This window comes from Mesorhizobium neociceri (genome assembly GCF_013520985.1).
Classification (GTDB): Bacteria; Pseudomonadota; Alphaproteobacteria; order Rhizobiales; family Rhizobiaceae; genus Mesorhizobium; species Mesorhizobium neociceri.
On record NZ_JACDTY010000002.1, the window covers coordinates 1 to 17,920 of the forward strand.

General features: G+C 57.7%; 17 protein-coding genes and 4 pseudogenes. 11 read left to right on the plus strand and 10 right to left on the minus strand.

The annotated features are described in order from the left end of the window. Positions 1 to 319 (plus strand): hypothetical protein (locus H0241_RS35375; protein WP_210284768.1); only part of this gene is annotated, 319 nt, incomplete at its 5' end. Between the two features lie 341 nt (positions 320 to 660). Here the strand turns inward: H0241_RS35375 and H0241_RS04155 are convergent. Beyond that, positions 661 to 837 (minus strand): annotated as a pseudogene (locus H0241_RS04155) (phage integrase N-terminal SAM-like domain-containing protein); the annotation flags it as partial. A gap of 203 nt (positions 838 to 1,040) precedes the next feature. Between H0241_RS04155 and H0241_RS36575 the strand changes: the two are divergent. Continuing rightward, positions 1,041 to 1,202: pseudogene (locus H0241_RS36575) on the plus strand (IS91 family transposase); the annotation flags it as partial. A 181-nt stretch (positions 1,203 to 1,383) separates the two neighbouring features. On the opposite strand, the gene H0241_RS04160 reads toward H0241_RS36575, so the two are convergent. From H0241_RS04160 to H0241_RS04185, 6 genes are all read right to left on the minus strand, one after another. Then, positions 1,384 to 2,442 carry an EscU/YscU/HrcU family type III secretion system export apparatus switch protein gene (locus H0241_RS04160; RefSeq protein ID WP_027038845.1) on the minus strand — a complete coding sequence of 353 codons (1,059 nt, stop codon included), beginning with the start codon at positions 2,440 to 2,442 and terminating at the stop codon, positions 1,384 to 1,386. After that, positions 2,439 to 3,236, minus strand: coding sequence for a type III secretion system export apparatus subunit SctT (sctT, locus tag H0241_RS04165; protein ID WP_181056176.1), 798 nt, complete (start codon positions 3,234 to 3,236; stop codon positions 2,439 to 2,441). Before sctT ends, H0241_RS04160 begins: the two co-directional genes overlap by 4 nt. A gap of 98 nt (positions 3,237 to 3,334) precedes the next feature. Further along, positions 3,335 to 3,598 (minus strand): type III secretion system export apparatus subunit SctS, encoded by a 264-nt coding sequence (gene sctS, locus H0241_RS04170; RefSeq protein ID WP_027038844.1) that lies wholly within the window; start codon positions 3,596 to 3,598, stop codon positions 3,335 to 3,337. Next, on the minus strand, positions 3,598 to 4,260 hold the full coding sequence (gene sctR, locus H0241_RS04175; protein ID WP_032901314.1) for a type III secretion system export apparatus subunit SctR: 663 nt from the start codon (positions 4,258 to 4,260) through the stop codon (positions 3,598 to 3,600). Before sctR ends, sctS begins: the two co-directional genes overlap by 1 nt. Continuing rightward, complete coding sequence (locus tag H0241_RS36195; RefSeq protein ID WP_181056177.1) at positions 4,260 to 5,243, minus strand: FliM/FliN family flagellar motor switch protein; 984 nt, start codon at positions 5,241 to 5,243, stop codon at positions 4,260 to 4,262. The genes sctR and H0241_RS36195 overlap by 1 nt, the downstream gene beginning before the upstream one ends. Further along, positions 5,240 to 5,806, minus strand: coding sequence for a hypothetical protein (locus H0241_RS04185; RefSeq protein ID WP_181056178.1), 567 nt, complete (start codon positions 5,804 to 5,806; stop codon positions 5,240 to 5,242). The genes H0241_RS36195 and H0241_RS04185 overlap by 4 nt, the downstream gene beginning before the upstream one ends. Positions 5,807 to 7,223: 1,417 nt before the next feature. Here H0241_RS04185 and sctW point away from each other — a divergent pair. From sctW to H0241_RS04220, 8 genes are all read left to right on the plus strand, one after another. Further along, positions 7,224 to 8,207, plus strand: a complete 984-nt coding sequence (gene sctW / locus H0241_RS04190) for a type III secretion system gatekeeper subunit SctW (protein WP_181056179.1) — start codon at positions 7,224 to 7,226, stop codon at positions 8,205 to 8,207. Then, on the plus strand, positions 8,204 to 8,566 hold the full coding sequence (locus tag H0241_RS04195) for a type III secretion system chaperone family protein (RefSeq protein WP_027038839.1): 363 nt from the start codon (positions 8,204 to 8,206) through the stop codon (positions 8,564 to 8,566). Before sctW ends, H0241_RS04195 begins: the two co-directional genes overlap by 4 nt. A 2-nt stretch (positions 8,567 to 8,568) precedes the next feature. Then, positions 8,569 to 9,000: a type III secretion apparatus assembly protein SctX gene (sctX, locus tag H0241_RS04200; protein WP_181056180.1), complete on the plus strand. Its 432-nt coding sequence runs from the start codon at positions 8,569 to 8,571 to the stop codon at positions 8,998 to 9,000. A 4-nt stretch (positions 9,001 to 9,004) separates the two neighbouring features. Next, positions 9,005 to 9,385: a type III secretion apparatus assembly chaperone SctY gene (gene sctY / locus H0241_RS36580; protein ID WP_456238126.1), complete on the plus strand. Its 381-nt coding sequence runs from the start codon at positions 9,005 to 9,007 to the stop codon at positions 9,383 to 9,385. Then, a complete protein-coding gene (sctV, locus tag H0241_RS04205) occupies positions 9,382 to 11,469 on the plus strand; it encodes a type III secretion system export apparatus subunit SctV (protein WP_181056181.1) in 2,088 nt (695 codons plus the stop codon). Before sctY ends, sctV begins: the two co-directional genes overlap by 4 nt. A gap of 5 nt (positions 11,470 to 11,474) precedes the next feature. Next, positions 11,475 to 12,839 carry an FHA domain-containing protein gene (locus H0241_RS04210; RefSeq protein WP_235984121.1) on the plus strand — a complete coding sequence of 455 codons (1,365 nt, stop codon included), beginning with the start codon at positions 11,475 to 11,477 and terminating at the stop codon, positions 12,837 to 12,839. Between the two features lie 233 nt (positions 12,840 to 13,072). Beyond that, positions 13,073 to 13,315: an EscF/YscF/HrpA family type III secretion system needle major subunit gene (locus tag H0241_RS04215; RefSeq protein ID WP_181056183.1), complete on the plus strand. Its 243-nt coding sequence runs from the start codon at positions 13,073 to 13,075 to the stop codon at positions 13,313 to 13,315. A 381-nt stretch (positions 13,316 to 13,696) separates the two neighbouring features. Beyond that, a complete protein-coding gene (locus tag H0241_RS04220; protein WP_027038832.1) occupies positions 13,697 to 14,605 on the plus strand; it encodes a LysR substrate-binding domain-containing protein in 909 nt (302 codons plus the stop codon). A gap of 242 nt (positions 14,606 to 14,847) precedes the next feature. Here H0241_RS04220 and H0241_RS04225 read toward each other — a convergent pair. Both H0241_RS04225 and H0241_RS04230 read right to left on the minus strand, forming a co-directional pair. Then, a pseudogene (locus H0241_RS04225) lies at positions 14,848 to 15,084 on the minus strand (helix-turn-helix domain-containing protein); the annotation flags it as partial. A 910-nt stretch (positions 15,085 to 15,994) separates the two neighbouring features. Continuing rightward, a complete protein-coding gene (locus H0241_RS04230; RefSeq protein ID WP_210284769.1) occupies positions 15,995 to 16,834 on the minus strand; it encodes a host specificity protein in 840 nt (279 codons plus the stop codon). A gap of 540 nt (positions 16,835 to 17,374) precedes the next feature. Here H0241_RS04230 and H0241_RS04235 point away from each other — a divergent pair. Further along, positions 17,375 to 17,647, plus strand: coding sequence for a hypothetical protein (locus tag H0241_RS04235; RefSeq protein WP_181056184.1), 273 nt, complete (start codon positions 17,375 to 17,377; stop codon positions 17,645 to 17,647). 21 nt (positions 17,648 to 17,668) lie between these two features. On the opposite strand, the pseudogene H0241_RS35555 reads toward H0241_RS04235, so the two are convergent. After that, positions 17,669 to 17,910, minus strand: a pseudogene (locus H0241_RS35555) (hypothetical protein); the annotation flags it as partial. Between the last annotated feature and the right edge of the window lie 10 nt (positions 17,911 to 17,920).

Consider the following 17,920-nt stretch of genomic DNA (forward strand, 5'->3'; position numbering starts at 1 on the left):
GCGAGACCAGCGAGCGGAAGGCATGGAGCACGGGCGAATCACCGGCGTCGACTGCGATTCCGACTCTATGGACTCATTCGCACCGCCCGTGAATCCCGGCACCTGCACCAAATATGCGGAAGATCCCCAGATCGTCGCGCTACACCGACATGAAGCTCAAGGAGCAGCTCTGGCAAGGACCGACACGGCCGACATCGGGTTGGGCCGCTACAAGCCCGACGACCAACCTCCTCACATTCCTGAAGAGCCTCTGATAATGCCGACCCAAAAGCCACAAATCGCCCGCATTCTTTGGCCTCCCGGTCGCCACTTGGAATAATCCGGCACTCGGAGTTATGCAGTATTCCGAGTTCGGAATTAGCGGCACACGTTTGCGGTGCGCGCGCTGCAAGGCATTCCGGCGGATCGAAGCCGAAGCGGCGCGCATATGGCGGCTCTTGCGACCTACATGGGCCACGTCAACATCTATGCCACCTACTGGTAACTGGAGGCCACCGCCGACCTCATGCGCGACGTCGCCGCGGCCGGTGAAGGGTTCCTCACCGAAGGGAGGCAATCATGCCGCCGATTGCTCCCCTCATCGAAGTGTTTCTCGATGAGACGCTCGCCAGCCAGCGGGGCGTCAGTCGGCGGCGCGACTCCTATGCCCTGAGCTTCCAGTTGCTCGTTGGTCAGATAGACCTGGTAGGTCCGAATGTCCTCGCGCCCGAGCAGGTCCAGCGACTTGCCGAAATAGCGACCGAACAGCGATACCTGCTGCAGATACGAGAGTTGGGTGTTGAGCGCGAGGTTGCGCACCTGCATGTCCTCGCTTATGCGCTGGCGAAGGTGAGTCATGACAAGCTCCTTTGTCCGATGGAATGGGCTGCAAGCAGCCACCCCATGCTCGCGCAGTTGGAGCTCCTTTGCATGTATGTCCGGTGCCGCGAACGACGCGATCAGGACTGCGCCGTCGGTGCATATCCTCCTTGCCGCTCCGCGACGCGGAGCGGGTTAGTCCAATGCAGGTAACGGACGACGCCCATTACCTGCCGCCACCTGCCAGGGCCTGGCCCGCGCCCAGGGCCGAGCGGCATCCTGAGCTGCTGCTGCCGGTCCCATACTTGCACGTGGTCTTCACCGTCCCGCCCAGATCGCTGAGATCGCCTTCCAGATCAAGGACGTTGGTCTATGCGATCCTGTTCAATGCCGCATCCGAAGCCTAGAGGATGGCGGCGGCCGATCCCGGGCATCGCGGAGAACGCTTGGCACGCGTTTTCGGTGCGCCAGACATATTGATCAATATGCGTGTGAGAAATACAGGATCGGTATAGCCGATATGGCATTTAATCGGCTATCGAAGTAGTAGGCTTTGGTTGCAGCGTATCTTCGGCCAGGCAGCGATTAGCGCGACCGATCGCCATCCGCCGAGAATTTACCAAGCGCTCGAAGGACCTCGGCGAGAGGTTCGAGCAGATGTGATGGGATATACTCGTCTACAAGGCCGTCCTCCAGTAGCGCGCGAGCAAGCGGAATGTTTCGCATCACGGGCACAGCGGTAGCGATCGCAGCGTCGATCATTCGCTGCGCCGTGAGATCGGTGCCAATTGCGCTGATCATGGGCAAGGAAGTTTGCCGCCCATCATAGTAAACTGCCACAGCAACATGCGTGGGGTTGGTGATCAAAACGGTCGCGCGGCGCGTTTGGTCGACCATTGCCTTGTTGAGCAACTCCATACGGAGTTGTTTCCGCTTCCGTATAATCTCGGGGTTGCCTACATTCTCTCTGAATTCTCGCAATACCTCATCCCTCGACATCATATTCTTCTTCACGAACAGCCAACGTTGCAATGCGAGGTCCGCGATTGTCACCGCTAGAAAAGTCATTGCCGTATAGATGGCGATACCGAGCAGCAAGCTACCTGTCGCCGCGCGTAGGCAGGATGTCCCGCAACTCGGCGTCCAGACCAGCGCTTGCATACCGTCGCGCAACACCAGCAACAGTACCAAGCCAACCATCAGAACCTTTATAATCGACTTGCCCAGCTCAATAGCATTTCTCAGCGAAATGATGTTTTTGATGTTCTGACTGGGACTAAGTTTCTTCAGCGACGGCGCGACGGCCCTGGGCGCGAACATCGGGCCATTCTGTACGATGTTGGCGCCCACGCCGATAACCAAAACTATGCCGATGAAGACCGCGAGAATACTTTGTAGTTCGGCAATATAGGACTTCCCAAGCTTTTGAGTGGCACTCAGCACGTCACCTTCAAGAAGCGGCAGAGGCAGCAGAATCATTGCTTCGAGCCGGTTTATCATTGAAGTCAAGGAGGCGAAGAACAGAGCGAAAAATGCGACGATCAGTGCCGCGGAGACAACTTCCTTGCTGTGCGCGACCTGCCCCTGTTTGCGTAGATCGCGCAGCCGTTTGGGAGTAGGCTTTTCGGTCTTTGGGCCGCTCATGACAACCAATTGGTGATGAGGTTAAATATCGCAGCCGGTGACGGTACGTGCTTGTTGGCCTCTGCCAGAACGATCGTGAGCGAAAGAACTAAGAGCAGGATGCCCGCCGCGCTCTTAACCGGCATGGCGAGAAAGAAGACCTGCAGTTGTGGCGCGAAGCGGCTGATCAGTGCCAGACCCATTTCGCCGAGGAACATGGCAACAATGGCTGGACCGGCGAGAATCAACGTCAGCAGCATGACGACATCTGCGAGATGCAGGATCCCTGGGACAAATGCCGGACCGAATGCAGGTTGCAAGCTCCATAGAGGCCAGACAACATGCGAGCGATAGAGCGCTTCGATCAGCGAGGAGAAATAGCCGGTAACGAACAGCCATGTGACAAAGAGCTGGGCGAGCAGGGTTCCGAGCGGCGAAATCTCATTGCCGCTCGCGGGGTTCAAGAGGCTCATCATCGCGGCGCCCCTTTGGTTGTCAATGAAAGTGCCCGCCGCCTCAACACCCCAGATGGTCGCGGCAATTGGCATTCCGAGTACGAGCCCTAGCAAGAGTTCCTTCAGCCCCAGGCCAAGGATCATCGTCACATGCAAGCTATCCAGGTTTGCTGGCCTAGTTGCCCAAGCATGCGCCATTATGGGGAGGCTCCATGCCATGATTGCGCCGTTGCGAGCTAGTCCTGTCACAACGCCGCGCCCCAGAATGGGTATGATCAGCATCATGCCTGTCGTACGCGCCATGGCAAGCGCAAGCACGATGAGGGCGCTCTGCAAGAGAGATGGATCAAGTGGCGACATGGAGCATCAGGCGAAATGGTTGAGAGTCGGTGCGATCGCTCTGGTACTTGCTGCGCAGTGGTCATAGGCCGAAGGAGTATATTGTTGCACCCGTGAAATCATATCGCGCCGATCTTGTCGAAAATATTGAGGGTATATCGGTACAGCTCTCCACTGAGCCAGCTCGCGGTCGCCACCAAAACTAGGCTCACGCATATCAGTTTCACCGCGAACGGAAGTGTCTGCTCTTGAACCTGAGTCAGGGCCTGCACCACACTGACGACCAGCCCTACTGCTGTAGCGACGACGATCGTAGGCGCCGACAGAACCAGCGTCAGTTTCAGGGCGTCGATGGCAATGTTGGCGAGAGTGGTGCTATTCATCACGTTGGTCCGGCATAGGACAGGACGAGACCGTGAATCAGGCGCTGCCATCCGTTCACGGCGACGAACAAGAACAGCTTGAACGGCAGGGATATCGCCATCGGCGAAACCATCATCATACCCATCGCCAGAAGGATATTCGAAATGAGGAGGTCGATGATGATGAAAGGGAGGAACAGAAGGAAACCTATCTTGAACGCGTCCGCCAGCTCGGATGTAATGAAGGCTGGGATCAAAATCATAAAGTCGTTTTCGGTCACCGAATCTGCGTCCGCTTCGCTCCACAATTCCCGTGTGGTTGCGGTGAAGAAATGTCGTTCTTGCTGCGACGTGTTCTTCAAGATGAACTTGCGAAATGGCTCTGTGGCGAGTGGTAACGTTTCGCTGAGCTCGTGAAAATTTTCGAATACAATCGCCTTTTGGCGCACTGCTTCATAGGCGTTCTTAGCCGCTGGCTGCATAATATATACGGAAAGCAGGATGGCGACTGCATTCAGGGCTATGTTCGGCGGAATGTTTTGAACGCCGAGGGCATTGCGGATCAACCCGAACACGACCACCAACTTGACGTACGATGTGACAGTGACCGCGAGGAAGGGAACGATGGCCATGGCGCCGATCAGGGCGATCAGGGCGACCGGATCAGGCAACCCGCTGTTCATCACTCGGCTCGTTCTAGACGCACATCCAGGATACGCACACCTGTCCGATCGGCGATGCGCACCAACTCGCCGGCCGCGACCGTCTGGCGATTAACTCGCAAAGTGATGTTGGTGGTGGCGTCGAAGCCAAGATCCAGTACTTGGCCCACAGCGAGCTCACGAAGCTGTTTGAGCGACATGGTGAGGCGTCCGACATCCACATCGACCGGGAGGTCGATGCCGTCCAATGTTTCCGGAGGAAGAGAATCTGGTCTATCCATTATGCGATCCACTGCTGAAAGGACTGTAAGGCGACCGTCCATGATCGAGGCGCGAAATCGTGAACTGCCTGAGAACCAAAGTAGAACGCTCATCGCGCCCTCACAGGCGATGGGTGAGACCTCGAGCAGGATGACGTCGCCCTGCGTCAGTGCCTGTAGTTCCGCCAAGGAAAGGCTCACCCGAGCGACTATCAGGTCGAGAGAGATGGCAAGGTCGTCGGTCACTGCGCACATGACCGGCAGCGCACCGCAGCAGCCGGCGATCAATTCGAGGCCACCGGCATCGAATTCTACCAACCCGAGGAGTTTGTCCGGACGGTCCGGGCGAACAAGCCTAATCGCATGAGGAAACGTCCCCGCAATCTGAGACGAAGACCAGATGGGCCGCTGACCGCACCATCGTTCCATCTGAATCCCGACATCGCGTAGGACGACGTCGAACAAGATTTCCCGTAAGGCGTCATCCATTGGAAGCGTCGTGATGTCTGGCCAGTGTCTCACCGCTATCGGCGGAAGGAGCATCGAGTCGATCGCCGTGCGGATATTGTGGCCGTGCAGGCGTATCATGACCCGGCGATATTCCACCGGAAGATCCGGCAGTTTCGAACCGGCCATGACGGCTGCCACATCGACCCCAGCGAGACTGAAAACAGCTGGCAGGCGGGTAGCAAGAAGCGAAATGGCGGCCGCCTCTCGTGGACTATAGCAAGGGAGATCGATCACGAGCCCTTCTCGGCCAAATAGTGAAGAACCCGCTCCGGCCCGCGAGAGTCCCCATCGTTGCCCTGTTCCTCCGCGGAGCAGCGGGCACCTACCATCACCACGACCCGAATGCCGAGTCGATTCGACAAATCGCGCGCAAACGCATGGCCCTGGAACTGCTGCATTAGCCAAAGGCGCTCGGATTCGATGAATATTTGCACGGTATCGTGTCGGTAACTGATCGTCAGGCGCGAACCGCCGAGCAGTCCCCCGTGGAGCAGGATCTGCACCGTGCCGTCGCCGACATTGTTTCGGCGGAGCGAGATTCGATCAGCTATTGCCGTCGCCAATTGCGCGAGTTTGGCTGAGAGTGGCGCCGTCCCCTGCTCGGCCGCGTCCGGAATCTCTGGAGATGTTTTCACGATGGCGCTGCCCAGCAAGGGGGCACCGGGGAAGTAGAGCATGTTTTGACCAGTAGGCGCCTCGCTGCTGTGTTCTGCCGACTCAAGCTCGCGGTTGCCGAGACCCTTGCCTTGTGCGTTGTCGTATGACTTGCAACCATTGAAATTTGTCTCGTTGAGCATCTGCGAGAACCGCTCGATGTCGCCAAGCCGAGTGGACCACGGGGAAGAAGCTATCCCTGAGGGATGCGTGGAACTCTCATTCCGCCTAACGGCCAACATCGAGGCATCCCTCGCTAGTGCACGCCCTCGCATCAGGTCGACGCTCAACGATTCCGACCACTGGCGAACTGCTTAACCCAATAGACATAGGCTTGAAGAAGCTCCTTGGGGCCATTTACGGTGTCGGCAGGGGTGCCTAGGAGAAGACCGAGTTCCGACACTCTCTTTGCATGCCACTAGGCCTAGTGAAATCATTCAGTCACAGCGACACATGTCCCGAAATCACCCCACTCGCCGGGAAGGGGCGACCGCTGCTCATCGAGCTGTCGTTCTAAATTCTGCTCAACGCGGGTCCGACGCAAATACCGTGTCGATATTGCATCATCTGTCACAGCTATGAACGAGCTCCGAACTGCTGCGGTTCATGGACCCGACATGGGTGTTTAACGGACCTGGCGAGTGGGAATGCGAGAAGGAAATTCAGCTGCGATCTATGCTGGAGTTTGGGTGACGAGGCTGATCAGCGGCGCTCTGCGGCTTCGCTATGAGGTTAGGCAAATGATGTTGTCCTTTTAAATCGTCGCCACGTCATGGCCGCGGCCATGACCCAGCTTGAGGACCATGAGCCTGCGGGTTTGCATGAGCCTGCGGGTTTGGAAGATTGCGAGACGGTCCGGCGGCGTTTCCACCCGTTTCACCACGCTTTCGCCAAGAGGTCACTGCACGACAACGCTGGCTCGGCGGGTATTCCAGTTGCGCCAGTCCTCGGCCCCTTGCACCCCGCTCCGATCGAGCATTCCGCCGTGCTCGGGCCGATCAAGGCCAAGCCTTGCAGCGGGCGCGTAAAATGCTGCTAGGCTTGACTGCTTCAGGTACGATTCAACCCCATTCTAGTAAGTTTATATATGTAAGGGATATGACTATATAGCGATTGCGTATTTCTCGCACACTCACTGAATCGATATTCGTCTGCCGCACCGGAAATTAATGAGCGCTGTCGCGGGGACCCGTCGGGTAGATGGCACACCGCCCAGATGTAGCTTCGATTGAAGCAGGCAATTCAGTGACGAGGGAAACGTGATTTATGCAGCCTCGCATCACCTTGCAACAGAATCGCGAGTCGGTTCGCGGGATAGCGCGTACGTCGGCATATGCAGTGCGCTGGCGCTGACAATCCAGAAAAATGTTGGTTGGGCGGATGCTCAAGCGAATCCTCGTCGTTCATACGGAGCCAAAAGGAATGTCTGACGCGATAGAGGCATTGGGGACGGCTTCTTTGCGTCTCGGCTCTGAAACTTCGGCAACCGAGGTCCCGACGCCAGTGGGCTCATGGCACGGTGAGGCTGTTCGCCTCGAGAGGCCCACACATGGGACGCTCTTGGAGCAGGCAAAGGAAGAGCTCACATTCACGTTTTCTGAGACGATGGAGTCGACGGGGCACGCCGAGCACAAATTCGAGGAAGAACGTGTAGCGCTGCCGCACAGCGTGATCGATGAGCTTGATGCCTATCTCGAACGGCTCCCGTTTTTTGACCGTGCCGAGTTGCAAGCGCTATTGCACGACATCCGCAGCGGCGATTGTGCCGCGGAAGACATACTGCGCCAAGCTGGCCAGCGGTTCGCAGACCCCTCTTTTGCCTATGCGGCACTCGACCTAGCGGCGAGAGAGTTGCGACGTGAGGGTCTCGACGAGCTTGCGGCACGGACGGATGCTGGCAGAGCCCACCTCATAGCTACGCAAGGGATGGCTGTTCGTGCCGGGCTCAATATTTCCATGGTGGCATCTGAGGAAGCTCGAGGTGACAAGAAGGGCGCTGCAGAGCTGAGTGATTTCTATCGAGCCACGATCTCCAGCAATCCAGGACCGGTTCAGCTTTATAGGGGAATTCTCGAGAGGTTTGGGATTGGGGGCTTTCCTCGGCACATCAATTTTCTTACCCGCGCGCTCGGCCAGGACATCGGTTCGGCTGGCCCATCAATCGAGCCTGCTCGGCTCCGTGAGATCCTCGGCGGATTGTCGGCGTTGCGAGTGCTGGACACTGTGCACGAATGCTGCGGGGAGATGGTCGAGTGGATCGGGCGACAAAGTAAGATAGTCATCACCGCTACCGAGGTGATGCAGGAATTATTGCCGCTCGTTGAGGATATCGTTCCTCATCCGTCGAAGGTCATTCCAATCCCGGAACGGCTCGGAATTCCTGCCGTTCAACTGGATGTGCAGATTTCGCTGCTGCGCGAATCACGAAAATTGCTCGCGATGATTCCGGTCGGAGTCTACAGCGACTTGGAGGCACGAAGAAGCACGTTGGAGGCAGTGCAGCAAGCGATGGACATCCGCATTGGACAGGAAGAGAGCGCATGAGCGCGGAGGCTGCTGCTCAGGCCTTTTGCTCGACGATGGGACTTCCTCCGCAGCCTCTTCCATTGACTCTGAGTTTGGAGCGTTCGGGCAATCTCCACATGGAAAGTCGCGAAGGCTCTTTCATAATGTACTTAACGCGTGCCATGCCGCTTCACCGCAAGGGGGCTGCCGCCGCCGCTCTCGGAGCCGTGCACCCGGATCGTGCGCTACCGTTCATGGTGCACGTCGCCTTCTACGGCGAAGCGCTGCTGGTCCTGCTGATTCGTATGACTGAGGAGGGCATTGATCTGCCAACTCTGGAAACCGCGGCGCAGATACTCGTACGGCTCGTCGGTGAAATTGATGCGGCACTGGAGTGACCATGAGCAGCATCGCTTCTGAAAGCTTAACTTTTTTAGCTCAATCCCCCGCTGGATTGGCGGAACCGCGGCAATTCGAACCGGGCGCTGGTGGTCTTATCCGGACAGAACCTGTTGTACCGCTGCTGGCCGCTCGCGGCGCGCCGGTACCGGATACTCGGCCAGCTTTGCAATTCGATCTGCTATATGACGCCCCCTCCCTCGACGACCTGATGATCGCTGCTTTTGCTCCCCCGATCGTTGATCCCTCAATCCTCCAATTTGCGAACTACGCTGCGACGCTGGAGGCCACACACGTCCTGCTAGCCAATTTGGCGGCGCAAGCCGGGAATTCTGATCGCGCCGTCTTCCGCGGCGCGCTTTCGGTCCTCGATCAGGCGCGATGTGACCGTCTTGTCTTCGACAACGCCTGCCGCGCTCTGATGCGAGGATAATCTGATGACGCAACCCCTGATTAGTCCCGACAAGCGCGATGCCCTATCGGTGCTTGCGTATTTCTATATGAAATATGACTGCCCTCACAATGCAGCCAAGCTGCTGGGCGCCCTCGATAGCCTCGACCCCGGAGCGCGCTGGGCACGACACGCACGCTGTCTGGCGCTGTTGCGTGCGGGAGACTACGAGGAAGCTATCGCTGAGGCGGGCCGCTCTCTAGCGCACCCCCTGGATGGTGAGGGGCGAATCCGATTGTTACAGGTGCGGGTCAAGGCATATTGGAAACTAGGCCTCAGATCCGAGGCGAGAGCCTGTCGGCGAATGGTCGTAACTCTGCTTAAAGAGGTGAGAGTTCCGAGTGCTTCGCGTGGGAGAGCAGTGTGAATTTGCTCAAAAAGGTCCTGGCGGCTGCATCTGGCCGGAACGACATTATTTTGGCGGCGCTGTTGATTGCGATCATCTTTATGATGATTATTCCGCTGCCGTCGGTCGTCATGGACGTACTGCAGGCTGTCAACCTGGGAATCTCCGCGCTCTTGCTGATGGTCGCGGTCTACATCAAGTCACCCCTTGCATTCGTTTCCTTCCCGTCGGTGCTTTTGCTGACAACGCTCTTTCGCTTGTCGCTCGGCATCGCCGCGACACGCATGATCTTGCTGCACGCACACGCCGGCCAGATAATCAAGACTTTCGGCGACTTCGTGGTGGCAGGGAATCTCGTGGTCGGCGCGGTCACCTTCTTAATCATCACCATTGTGCAGTTCGTTGTCATTACGAAAGGATCCGAGCGCGTGGCTGAAGTCGCCGCACGCTTCTCCCTGGATGCAATGCCGGGCAAGCAAATGAGCATCGATGGCGACCTGCGCGCGGGTAGCATCGACATCCAGGAAGCACGCCGGCGCCGCACCGCCGTCGAGCGTGAGAGCCAATTGTACGGTGCCATGGATGGGGCCATGAAGTTCGTCAAAGGTGATGCCGTCGCGGGCTTGATTAGCATCGCCGTGAATATCATAGGCGGCATCGCGATTGGCACCCTACAAAAAGGCATGGGCTTGCACGAAGCTCTCGAAGTTTACGGCATCCTGACTATCGGGGACGGGCTCGTCGGTCAGATCCCGGCTCTCTTCACTTCAATCACGGCAGGCTTCATCGTCACAAGGGTAACCGATCAGGACAAGGGCTCAGATCTCGGTAGTGAGATTGGAGACGAGGTCACAGCCCAGCCAAGAGCACTGATAGTGGGATCATTCATCCTCCTTCTGTTCTCTTTTGTGCCCGGCTTTCCTACGGTGATTTTCGTGGTTTTGGCAGGATTGGCGGGAGGCTGTGGCTGGTTGTTGCGGCACAATCGGCGGCCTTCGCCGCCGGCAGTGAGTCCTTACTCAATCGCCGGCATGAGCGCGCTCGGAACAGCGTCGGACGGGCCGGCTGAGCGAAGCAGCGGCGGCGATGCCATCACCGTCACGGTTCCTCTCATGATCGACGTCGGTCCCGTCATTCAGAGAATCATTCGGTCAGACCGGCTGAACAAGGAATTGGCCGCTGTGCGGCAAGCGCTCCTGCTGGATCTCGGCGTTCCCTTTCCAGGCATTCATCTACGCCTCAACGATAGTTACGTGGATGGCGCGTACACCATCATGGTAAACGAAATTCCATGTGGCAAAGGACAATTACGGGCGCAGCATCTCCTGGCTCGTGATATCGAGGACCTCGATATGGTTGGCATCCCATACATGCTCGATGAACCCTTCCTGCCTCAGATCGAGACCGCCTGGGTGGACATGGCACATCGCGAGTCGCTGCAAGCCGCCGGCATCTCATTTCTGGAACCGGTTCAGATCCTCGGCTACCACATTGGTCACGTGCTGCGACGGCAAGCAGATGAGTTTATCGGGATCCAGGAAACAAAGAATCTGATGAGTCACATGGAAGGATCGTTCCCGGAGCTCGCAAAGGAGGCACTGCGGTCCGTTCCCCTGCAGAGGATTTCTGAGATCTTTAAGAGGTTGGTGTCCGAGGAAGTGTCGCTGCGCAACATGCGCACCATCCTCACCGCCCTGGTCGAGTGGGGGCAGAAGGAAAAAGACAACGTTCTGCTCACCGAGCATGTGCGCTGTGCGCTGAAAAGGGAAATCTGTTTCCGACATTCTGATGGCAATGTATTGCCAGCCTACATTCTTGCGCCGGAAGCGGAAGACACTGTGCGTAATGCTATTCGGCAGACGTCCTCTGGCAGTTATCTGGCCCTCGACCCTCGTACCACACGGCAGATCCTCGACAACGTGCGAAAGGCGGTGGGCGATGTCGACCAGCAGCGGCACAAGCCCGTGCTGCTGACTTCCATAGATATCCGCCGATACTTGCGCAAGATCATCGAAGTCGATCTCCATGGGCTATCCGTGCTCTCCTATCAGGAGCTTACCCCCGATATCTCGGTCCAGCCGCTGGCGAGGATATCACTGTCGTGACAGATATGAGCATGGAACAAGTTGCTGTGGCTGGTGACGAAGCCAAGCTGACGCTTCGCGTGCTGTCCGGGCCGAACCGGGGTGCAGAGACTTCGCTGGAGGAAGGAGTTTGGCTGATCGGCGCCAGCGCCACCGATGACATCGCCTTCCCAGACCCGGAACTAGCTGCCTCACATCTTCGCATTGCCGTCGAGGCGGGACGCATCCAGATTATTGCTCTCGCACCAGGTGTACGCATCGACGGGAGGCAGCTCACGTCAGGCAGTTGGACGGTGCTCGATCCGCTCAGTCGGATACAGGTTGGGCGGACGGTTTTCGGGATCGGTCCGGCCGGGAGCAGCTTTCCTGAGTCCGCCCCCATGGTCGAGAGCGGGGACCTGGACACTTCCGGGTGTCTCTCCACCGGTTCCGAAGTAGCGTCGGCTTTGTTCGGCCGAAGGTTATGTCGCATGGCAGGCTCCACATCGCGTCCATTACGGCTCGGCGCCGTAGCTTGCGCTCTCCTGATCACTCCGGTCATCTGTTGGGCGACAAATGAGCGAGTTCCTCCGTCTGCCCGGGAAGTCGCTCCGACCCTCGACCCAATGAGGGCAGCGCGCGATATCATTCACGATCTGAACGTCGCACCCGATTTCAACGTCATCCTCGCGGATGACAAACTGATCATCGAAGGAGACTTACGACCTGAAGAGCAGAGTGGGGTAAAAGCCGCCCTACGCAACACTGGCCTTAACACGGAAGTGTTATTCAAACGGCCTGTGTCGGATTCGCAACTCATCAACCTTGTCACCACGGTCATCCGCAGCTTCGGAATCCGGGGCAACGTTCGGTTGAACGGCGCCGGAAAGATCACCGTCACAGGATATGGACCGAGCGATGCGAAGGTCGCAGAGGCGCTTCATCGCCTACGGCAGGATATTCCCGGTCTACGCGAAGTGAACGACGCGATCGCAACACCCGAGCGCGCTCGCGTCTTTCTGGAGACTGCGATGACGGTCCAACTGCGTGGGTCCGTTCACATCTTGACGAGGCCAAACGGCGTATTCGTTTCCGGGTGGCTAACCCCAATTGCTTTTGAAACGTGGCAGACTGTCGCTTCGCGCTTTCAGCAGAAGTTCGGGCCTTACATCCTGCTTGAGACGCAATTCACGCCCGTCACGTTGCCGGCGCCGAGAGGTGTAAACATCGGCCGAACGCCGTACGTCGTCATCGAGAATGGAACGCGCCTGAAGATCGGCGACAGTCTGGAAGCCTTGGGCGAGATCCTTGCCATTGATCGTGGCGGAATTTCTGTGCGCATCGGCGCGGATGAGGTGCATGTTCCCTATCCGAGCAAGCCGAGATGGATAGCAGAGGAGGGAGAACGGTGAGCGAGTTCCAGAGGCGGCTGCTAAGCGATTTCGACCCTGCAAAGAGATCTGCCCTAGAGAGGGAGTTCGATACCTGGCGGCAATGGTTGAAACGTGAAATGGACGCTGGCGTCCCTCGGTATACATTCGAATTGTTTGAATCAATTATGGAAGCAATAGATGCGGCGATGAATTCCATAAAGAATATCTAGAAGTTTCATATTGCTTAACTGTAACTATAATAGGAGATGAAGTTGTCTACTATACCTGACGCTGGCTTTAACCTCAACGCCGTCAACAGCGGCCTCGGCGCCGTAACTGTTTCAGCCGAAAGAAACCTCAGGAGCTTCATGGCCTCCATGGATCCGAACAACGCTTCCGATCTCATTAAGCTTCAGTCCCTAAGTCAGCAATGGAGCCTGAACCTGAATTTGCAGTCGAACATGGTCAAGCTGCTTTACGACGCGCTGAGGGGAGTGGTCCAGAAGATCAACTGAACATTCGGTTGGATTTCGGAGATTCTGCAGCACTCCGCCGGCGGGCGAGCCGTTTTCGACCCTACGCAATGGCGTCCCACGCACGATTCGTGGCGCAATGAAATGGATGCGAGCTGGATCAACGCCGTTCGCAGACTCGGACCGCTGATTCGCATCCTCGGCTCGTGATCGACCGACGCGGTCTGCTTCGGTCTCAGGGATTAGTATGAATATCTTATGGAGCCGGTTGTTCATTTGGCGAGCCAAGCCGGCACGCGCAAAGGGGCGCATCCCAAGAGAGTCGCGCTCTTCATGGGCGCATTGGCGGCACTCAAGACACGGATGTCATCTCTACAACTAGCAACTTAGAGCGCCAAGTTTCAGTTCTCGCAAGGTTATCGCATGCAACTACGCCACCTCCGCTACTTCGTCAGCATCGTCGATGCGGGCAGCTTCACCCGGGCAGCGGCTGCCATCCGTGTGGCGCAACCGGCCCTCAGCCAACAGATCGCTGAACTGGAAGCAGGTCTCGGCGTCACCCTATTGCACCGTAGCGTACGAGGCATTTCGCCGACCCAAGTGGGTAGGGTCTTCTATCAGGAGGCCGTCTTTGTCCTGCGTCGGATGGACCAGTTGCGCGACATTGTGCGCTCCACCGAGGGGGAGCCAGAAGGTTCGGTAGGGCTTGGCATGCCTTCGGCGCTCGCCGCCTCCCTCGTCAGTCCCTTAGTCCGCGCCTGCAGGGCGGCACTCCCGAAGGTGACTTTGCGCTTGGTTATCGGTGACTTTTCCCGCATTAGATCACTCATCGAATCGCATGCGCTCGACATTGGCACTGTTTTCGAGGATACACTCACCCTTGGCGTTGTCCGCAAGGCGCTGTTCCGTCAGCGCCTGTACCTGATCCGGCCGGACAACGGAGAAGATGTCGCGCCCTCCGTCTCCCTCGAAGAGTTGACGACACTTCCTCTTGTGCTCCCCGCACGGCCTCATACGACGCGCAACGCACTGGACCGGACGTTCGCAGCGGCCGGGGTGGCACCGAACTGCGTCGCAGAGGTTGACACGTGCGACTACGCGATCGCCTTGGTTAAAGCCGGCATCGGATGCGCGATTGTTCCCAAGGGGAATGTATCAGTGCTACCAGGCTGCGAAGGCATGAAGACCGTCGTCATCGATCCGCCGATTTATCTGACGGCATGCCTCATCTCGTCCGGCGACATGCCGCTCACATCTGCTGCTGAGGCGGTAAGCATCCTGATCGCCACGCAGCTGGAAAGGCTTTTTCAAAAGCGCTTCTTGCTGAAATAAAAGGAAGCCGCCTCAACGCCGACGCGCTCATGAAGCCAGCACGCGAGACCGCTTTCGGGCTGATCGCGCAGCCACAGCTAGGCAAGTTCAATGACGGTTCGCCGCGCTCGCGGATTGCCCGATCTCTGGATGCCTTGATCGCGGCTGACGTGCCGCTGCTCCAAGGGCTAGATGCAAGACCGGGATAACCGGCGACCTCACGCCGATTCTGGAAATCGCGGAAGAACACCTCGTTCGTACGCGATGCGCGTGGCCACGGCCTGTTCGGTCAGGCCCGGCATGACGATGGGCCGAGACGAGCGGTCGACCATGCCGGCCCGCCCTTCGGTCTTATAACGCTCGACCCAGCGCGCCACGATCTTCGCCGACACGCCATAGACGCGCGCCGCATGGGCTTTGGAAAAAGCGCCTTCTATCACCCACAGCGCCATCTCCTCTCGACGCAGCGGCGTGAGACGGGCGTTGTTGTGGGTGTTCAATCTGACCCTCCGGTGGATGCTGAAGCCTGGTAACTCCAGTCTCCTCGGTCCAGTCCGAATGGACAACCTCCCGAAAGCTCACAGCTAGGCCAGCGCGTTGCCGACCGGCGGGTGAACGCTTTGTATTGACGCAGGCCACCAGGCAAAATGGAATCGCATTGGCTCGGTAAACTGATGCCTTGGGCGGCGGGGCGGGAGTGACGATCGACGTTTGCTGTCGCTCGTCGCGGGGTGCAGGACCATCTGTGAGGCGAGACGGCGCATTGCGTCGTTGACGCTGATAGCAGCGTTGCTGCTGACAGACAGGTTGCGACTTTGGCTAGCCCGCATAGGCCCGGCAGCGACGGATGTGTTGCAGCGTTTCATTACCAACGCCACGGCAAGGTCACTTCCGCATTATCGGAACGGGCCGCCAGTTCGATCAGTCAGTGATCCTACTTTGCGTTGCTGGGCGGGCCTGCAATCTCAGCCTGCGTGATCCTCAGGAGATATAGCGAACGGGGCGTCGCCGTCGACCACACGACCATTCACACCGCAACGTTCATTTTTCGCGCCGTTACTGCTGGAGTATTTAGGCGGCGCAAGCGTAGCGTGACCGGGCGACGCGACGTTCACAAGCTCCGGGCCAGCGAGTGATTCCTACCGCGCCATCGACCACGTCGGCGACCATTCGAACTGTTCAAGGCTATGGATACCGGTTTCAGTAAAGCGCGACAGCAATTTCGCTAAATCCCGGACAGCGCTTTCGTTAGGTCTGGATACTTCCCGGGGCGGATTTGAAGTCGATTCTCGGCTGCGTCGTCCTGGCATTTTGGTCTGTCAGGAAGAAGTTGAGAGGGGCCAAGGCAACGGCCGAAAGAGCTATAACCTCCTTGCAGAGCCAGCAGTTCAGGCTTGCTCTTGCGACTGTTTACCCCACCGTCAACCCTCTAAGGGCACGCTCCAAGTAAAAACAAGGATCGTCCTCCGACGAATCCGTACCGATACTCGCGACAGTACCAGCATCGCTATCCTCGACTTTGGAAAGATACTGTGTACCCCTGTCTGCTCTCTGCCACTTGTCGTTCTCATTCTTCGTCCACGCTTCGGGATGCTGGTTAGGATCAAGCACCCAGTGATTGCTACCCACGTGAACGAAACCCATTTCCGCAAGGCGGGGTTCCATGCCTTCTAAGGCTGGACGTGACAAAACCAACGGATGATCGCCGTCTATGCGAAGTTGATGTTCCAAAAGGATGTCGCCCGCGTTCTCAACCATCGGATGGGTAATCCGAAGATCTACTACGGACGTGATATCATTGCGCCCAAACTGTTGCTGAAACCGTTCTCCTTTAATCCGAACTGGTCCTCCCATCCTTAAGAGCCCGACAGTTTCGTCACCCAACTGATAGCTGAAAAATCGCGCGGGCTTGTCCGGATCATCGAAAGTGCTGGCATAGCCTCCAGCAACCGTTCCTGCGCGCTCGGCTTTTTCAGAAACGAAATCTGAGTATTCTTGGGGCTGCATCGCAATATGCCTGATGTCATTACCCAAAAATCGCCTCACCTCCTCCATGAAATCAGATCTACCGATCTCGGTAATTGGCGGCTCGGAAACGAGAGAGTATGGCGCCGTTGTAGCCGACGAGGAGCTATTCGGCTCCCCTGCAACCACTTCCGCGAGGCTGGGGCTGTCTTCTGGCTGTCCCGATTCACCAGCATAGTCGGCGTTCGTGAACGGACTGGATGATCCAACGATTCGGCCATACATCAGATTCGCTCTCCCTATCGACAGATTTAAAGACTCCGGCCTGGTGCCCAACCCATGGTGGGATACAGCCCAGCTGACCAAGTCAGAAGCAGAAGCGCCCAATCGACATCCGTAGTTCTAGCCACGGCCTCTATTCGGCGGTCGCCAGCGGCCTAACACTAAGCGGAGCCACCGGCAATTCCAAAGTCGAGGCCAGGAGATCAGGCGCCCTATCACGGTCGCGCTGGAGCGCTTTGCGACCTGCCTCAGCACCTCGCTTCTGTTCGCCGCTGCCTGCCAGCTTGGACCCTGCCATCCAGCGTCTTGCTGGTCAAGAGAACGGTTGCCAATGCCATTGAGGCGAATCAGATGGAGGGCAGAAAGCCTGGTGTCCCTGAACTCATTGCCTTCGGACACTAGCACCCGGCGCTGTGAAGGGCGGCACCGTGTGGACGTCCCCTATCCTTATCTCACCCCTCAACCTGCGCTCACGCTTGACGGCAAGCAAGTGCGCTGAGTAACCGTCTGCCGGAGGATCAGGCACACGACTTCGTCGCGCCTATGAAGTTCGGCGCTCTCGTAGCGGACGGCATCACGCTGTTCGCATCAAACGAGCCGACCAATCGCAATGCCGTTCATGGTGCGGCGGATGTCGAGATTGCGCCGATTGGGGAAACGCGGACTCCTACCGGGCCTGCGCACCCGGAGCAGCGGGTACAACTCGAAATTAACGGTGAGCACTACACGACCAAGGTGGAGTTAACACCGAATCCCGACGTGGTGTTTGGCCAACTCAGACAAGCTTATCTCATCCATAACCCTCAAGACGGCTGAGGTGCGACGCCCTCCTCTTCCAAGCCACTGCGCGCCGTCACCTTGGACCCCAGCCCCAATGCGATCCTCCACTTTCATTGTGGTGAATGTCGACCGCAGCGTCAGATGCTCGTCGATCGGCCAGAAGGATTGGCTGCCGTCGACCAAGTGTCGGCAGATGCAAGCCGGTCCCGCAAAGCTGCGAGCGTCGCAATCTTGTAGAGACGGCGATCAGGCTTTCCCTGTTCGAAGATGAGCCGACGATTGGCTTGGCTGAGGTGGTTGTCGGAATGC